The 4,933-nt window shown below is 38.7% G+C and carries 5 protein-coding genes; 3 read left to right on the forward strand and 2 right to left on the reverse strand.

Features of this window, described 5'->3' with window-relative positions; genetic code table 11:
- Nucleotides 1-181 precede the first annotated feature (181 nt).
- From AACX38_RS04445 to AACX38_RS04455, 3 genes are read left to right on the forward strand one after another with little or no spacing between them, the layout of a single operon-like run.
- Nucleotides 182-1,189 (forward strand): L-tyrosine/L-tryptophan isonitrile synthase family protein, encoded by a 1,008-nt coding sequence (locus AACX38_RS04445; protein ID WP_228865806.1) that lies wholly within the window; start codon nucleotides 182-184, stop codon nucleotides 1,187-1,189.
- A gap of 54 nt (nucleotides 1,190-1,243) precedes the next feature.
- Complete coding sequence (locus AACX38_RS04450) at nucleotides 1,244-2,119, forward strand: TauD/TfdA dioxygenase family protein (protein WP_228865807.1); 876 nt, start codon at nucleotides 1,244-1,246, stop codon at nucleotides 2,117-2,119.
- 26 nt (nucleotides 2,120-2,145) lie between these two features.
- Nucleotides 2,146-3,426, forward strand: coding sequence for a glycosyltransferase (locus AACX38_RS04455; protein WP_228865808.1), 1,281 nt, complete (start codon nucleotides 2,146-2,148; stop codon nucleotides 3,424-3,426).
- Between the two features lie 89 nt (nucleotides 3,427-3,515).
- Here AACX38_RS04455 and AACX38_RS04460 read toward each other — a convergent pair whose 3' ends face one another.
- Together AACX38_RS04460 and AACX38_RS04465 are read right to left on the reverse strand one after the other, a co-directional pair.
- A complete protein-coding gene (locus tag AACX38_RS04460; protein ID WP_228865809.1) occupies nucleotides 3,516-4,091 on the reverse strand; it encodes a YceI family protein in 576 nt (191 codons plus the stop codon).
- A 16-nt stretch (nucleotides 4,092-4,107) separates the two neighbouring features.
- Complete coding sequence (locus AACX38_RS04465) at nucleotides 4,108-4,668, reverse strand: cytochrome b (protein ID WP_228865810.1); 561 nt, start codon at nucleotides 4,666-4,668, stop codon at nucleotides 4,108-4,110.
- Nucleotides 4,669-4,933 lie beyond the last annotated feature (265 nt).

Genomic DNA, 4,933 nt, shown 5'->3' on the forward strand with positions numbered 1-4,933 from the left:
GTTGATATTTATGTATCATTTGATTTGTTTTTTATAGGGTTAATTTTTCTGTTATTTTAAATGATTATAACGCGATTGATTTTTGTTATATCAGTAAGGATTTCAGTAAATATCTAATACAAATATTCCGTAATTAGGATTTATTTGTATTGATGAGAATGTAATAAATTAGGAATGCATTATGGAACACTTTGATATAGAAAAAATATCGGAAAAAATCTTGCATGAATTACTACAATATCGGCGTCGCTTTCCCACATCTGAGTATACAATTGAATACGAAGAACAATACGTTGCCGTGGTTCAGTTACCACGTATTCGTGCATTTGTTAAACAGAGTAAAGCAATCCAATGTATTCTACCGGCATTTCCGACGAAATCACCAAATCTTCGGAAAGTACTGGGTACGGTACCTGATATGGCAGAAAAATTATCATTGATTTTTTTAAACTCTTTATGTCAACGGATTCAGCTTTATTACCCACCGGGAGCAAATATTGTTATTTGTTCTGACGGGCATGTATTTAGTGATTTAATTCGAGTTAATGATGAAACAGTTACTCATTATCAATTAGAGCTTGAAAAGTTATTACATGAGTTGGGAGCAACTAATCTCTCAGTTTTTACTCTGAGTAATGTTGAATTGTTCTCTCAATATACCAGTGATTATAATAAATTACGTAATATTTTGGTTAATAGTTATGCATTTTCTAGTGAAAAAGTGAAATCTATATTAAAAGAAAGTGAAGAAGGAATTCAATTATATAGGGCAATTACCCGTTTTCTTTATGAAGACAGCTTATTACCGGAATATGTTGGATCTAAAAATTCTTTACAGAAAGATGCACGTCAGCGGGCTATTGGGGTAATTCAACGGAGCTGGGCTTGGGGACATTTATTGGCTGGACTATTCCCCGATGCTATTCGTCTTTCCATTCATCCTCAGCCTATAAGCAGTATTAAAATTGGTATCCATATGATGCCTACTAGGGATGATTGGCTGACTCCGTGGCATGGCGTTGCTGCCAATATCAACGGTCAGTTTATATTGATGAAAAGTGATGAGGTGAAAAAAATGAAAGGAAAATTGGTAGAAATCCGTGGTATTCCGAGTCATTACCTGATCGATGAGGTTGAGGAAGCAAGTCAAAACCAAACATTTTTGACTGTTGCATCATCGGCGCAGTGAGTTAATTGTTCTGAAAGAAATTCAAAATTATATTTTATCTTGAGAAAAAACATTATGTATATAAGTGAACTTGCTTGTCATACTGAACCTATTACACCTTTTGGAGTGTTAATTACTCCTGGTAGGGAAGGACAGGAAATTACCTCATTACCAGTTAATATGTTACGTGAGTTAGTTCGTAATCATTTGTTGGTTGTATTGCGAGGCTTTTCTTCTGGTTTTACCGACCCCAAAAAATTAACTGAATATTCCCAGAATTGGGGAGACATCATGATGTGGCCTTTTGGCGCGGTATTGGATGTAATGGAGCAAGCTGAGCCTTCTGATCATGTATTAGATAGAACTGAAATACCACTGCACTGGGATGGTATGTACAGGCAAACTATTCCGGAATTTCAGATATTCCATTGTGTTTCTGCTCCAGCTGTCACTCAGGGAGGGCGTACAACATTTGTAAATACTGAGCAGTTAATTATTGATGCTAATGAACATGAGCGTCATATCTGGGAAAAAATCATGGTCACTTATCGCACAAGTCTCGTGACGCACTATGGTGGTGAGGTAGTGTCTCCACTGATATGCCTTCATCCTAATGGTCGTAAATGGGTAATGCGTTACAACGAACCTATGGCTGTTGATAGTGAAAAATATTCTGATCATCACTCAGTTAAGTTTGAGGGTTTTTCATCAGCACAACAGAGTGCTTTTGAGAATGAGTTGAAAGATCGGCTTTATGCACCATGTTATCTCTATATTCATCAGTGGCAGACAAATGATGTTTTGATTAGCGATAATTTTACTCTACTACACGGTAGAGAGTCATTTGTTACCCGCTCTTCCCGTCATCTCCAGAGAGTTCATATTCACGGAACACCCATATGTAATAACAACAGTTTTAAGATGGTTGATATTCCATATTTAGATCGTTAGACAAATTAATTGAGGGGATTTAATTAATGGCACGTATTGTTTTAGCGGCTATTGCAACTCCTGGGCATGTTTTCCCAATCTGTACTATTGCAAGACACTTAATCGGGCAAGGGCATGATATCACAATATTCAGTGGAGCGCTTTTTCGTCAGCAGTCTGAGGCCTTAGGAGCCAGTTTTGTTGCTTTTGATTCAATTGTAGATGTTGATTATCGCAATCTGGAGCAGACATTTCCTGAGCGTGCCTTGCATCCTCCGGGAAATGCTCAGACATCGTTTGCCCTTAAGCAGTTTTTTGCTGCGCCAATTCCCGTACTGTACCCTCAATTGCAACAATTGGTTGAAGATGCTGATTTGCTAATTTCTGATAATACGTTTTATGCCATATTACCACTATTACAGAAACCTGCTGATGAGCGTATCCCTATCATTGTGGTTGGGGTAACACCACTACTATTGTCATCTAAAGATTCTATATTCTGGGGGGCGCGTATACCTCCGGAATTGCTTCCTGTTGATTTGAAGCGAGAACAATTGGTGGACGAGGAAACGCGGGAATTAATTATGCAGGTACGGAATGCCTTTAACATCGCTTTGACGGCGGTAAATTCTCCTTTACTTACACAGGATCATAATGATGTGATTGTGAAACAATCAGATCGTTTTCTACAATTGGCTACTCAGTTGTTTGAGTTTCCACGTGATGATTTGCCTGAATCGCTAGATTTTATTGGTTCGCTGGCAGTTGATGTGCGGGATGATAAAACTCAGCTGAAGTGGTCAGATGAAAGCTTACCACTTGTTATTGTCACACAAGGAACGCTCGCCAATGTTGATTTTACTCAATTAATAATACCGACTTTACAGGCACTATCAGGTTTACCTGTACGGGTTTTGGCTATTACTGCAGGGAGGCCAGTCGAAATACTAGGTAAATCTATACCAGATAATGTTAGGGTAGTAGAGTATCTTGATTTTGAGTACTGGCTTCCTCGTTCGGTAGCTTTTATCACTAATGGTGGTTATGGTTCTCTCAATGCCGCTATTCGTCATGGTGTTCCTATGGTTGTGGCGGGTACAGGAGATGGTAAGCTGGAGGCTGTTGCTCGTGTCATTTGGGCGCGCTGTGGCATCAGCTTGAATACAGATACCCCGAGTAAACAGCAGATATATCAGGCAGTAACTCGTATCCTCTCCTCAGGAGAATGGTATCAGCAGGCGCAGAGACTTAAGGCTGATTATGCGGCTCATAATGCGTTGGAAACAATTACACACCATGTTAATACATTAATTGCATCGCAGATTTAAATTGCTAAGAAATTTGGAGTTGCAGATCTATTGATCTGCAACTTGAAAAATGAAAAGAAGGGGATAGGTAGTTAAGGAGAATACCAAACTTATTCCTTAACCCCTTCCACAGAAATGATTAACTCAACTTCCTGAGATTTTGGCCCTAAGTCGGTTTTAATATTGAAGTCTTTCAATTTAATTTTACCGTTCGCTTCAAATCCGGCGCGATAACCGCCCCACGGATCTTTACCTTCTCCCATCAGCTTCGTTTGCAGTGTGACTGGTTTGGTTACACCATTCAGTGTCAGTTCACCGATAACTTTGTACTGTTCACCCACTTTTTCCACTTTGGTTGAGGTAAATTTGGCTTCCGGGTATTTTGCTGTATTTAAAAAATCAGCACTACGTAAGTGTTTATCACGCTCAGCATGGTTGGTATCTATACTGTCAGTTTTAATGATGACACTAACTTTATCAGCGGTCGGATTTTGGCTATCGAAGGTAAAATCACCATCAAATTTTTTGAAATTACCATAAACCCAGCTCATACCTAAATGCTGAATACGGAACTCAATAAAGGCGTGTTGGCCGGCAGTATCAATTTTATAGTTGGATGCCATTGCTGAGCTTGCACCCATAAATAAAACACCCGCAGTCAGGCCGATTAACGTCTTTTTCAACATAATGATTCTCCAGAATTTATTTTGTGTCTGGCGGGAAACCAAACATTCTTTTTAGCGTACTATCACGATCAATAAAGTGATGTTTTAAAGCAGCAAGCCCATGCAAAAGGGAAAGTACAACAATCAGCCAGGCAAGATATAAGTGGATAATACCCGCGGTATCTGCTTGTACCCCTTGTCTTGCCAGCGTGGCAGGGATTTCAAACCAGCCAAAAACACTGATGGGTTGACCATCAGCGGTGGAAATAAAGTATCCGCTGAATAAAATGCCAAACAGGACGATATAAAGGGTAAGATGAGCCAGTTTTGCACTGATCCGAGTAAGCTGGCTGTAACTGCTCAGAGGTTTTGGCGGGGGAGAAATGAATCGCCAGATAACACGAATGACCATGACGATAAAAACCAAGAACCCAATGCTTTTATGCAATTCAGGTGCACGATGATACCAGCTATCATAATAGCTTAATGTCACCATCCATAACCCCAGCATGAACATTCCATAAACAGCAAGAGCAATTAACCAGTGGATCAAAACAGAGACATGACCAAATTGTCTGGAAGTGTTTTTTAACAGCATATCGTTTCCTTATTTTTGATCACTTTAAAAAATATAATCTACTAATACAGGTTATATACCCAAAAAATTTCAAGTTTCGTTGCAACCAACAAAGAGGCAACCTGAAAGATGCAGGATATAAACATAAATGAAAAACCCAAGCATTATAATAGATGAAAGTTTAGTTCTGTTTCTGTGAATTTCAGACAAATAATTTGTTTAAGAATATCAAAATTTATCAATAATGAATTTATTGAGTTCCTTTTCTGATCGAATAAAATGGAAT

Source organism: Xenorhabdus sp. PB30.3, assembly GCF_963895965.1.
Taxonomy (GTDB): Bacteria; Pseudomonadota; Gammaproteobacteria; order Enterobacterales; family Enterobacteriaceae; genus Xenorhabdus; species Xenorhabdus stockiae.

Excerpts from the sequence above, each read along its gene's own strand:
- AACX38_RS04460 (WP_228865809.1), bottom strand. The coding sequence starts at position 4,091 with ATGTTGAAAAAGACGTTAATCGGCCTGACTGCGGGTGTTTTATTTATG.
- AACX38_RS04445 (WP_228865806.1), top strand. The coding sequence starts at position 182 with ATGGAACACTTTGATATAGAAAAAATATCGGAAAAAATCTTGCATGAA.
- AACX38_RS04465 (WP_228865810.1), bottom strand. The coding sequence starts at position 4,668 with ATGCTGTTAAAAAACACTTCCAGACAATTTGGTCATGTCTCTGTTTTG.
- AACX38_RS04455 (WP_228865808.1), top strand. The coding sequence starts at position 2,146 with ATGGCACGTATTGTTTTAGCGGCTATTGCAACTCCTGGGCATGTTTTC.
- AACX38_RS04450 (WP_228865807.1), top strand. The coding sequence starts at position 1,244 with ATGTATATAAGTGAACTTGCTTGTCATACTGAACCTATTACACCTTTT.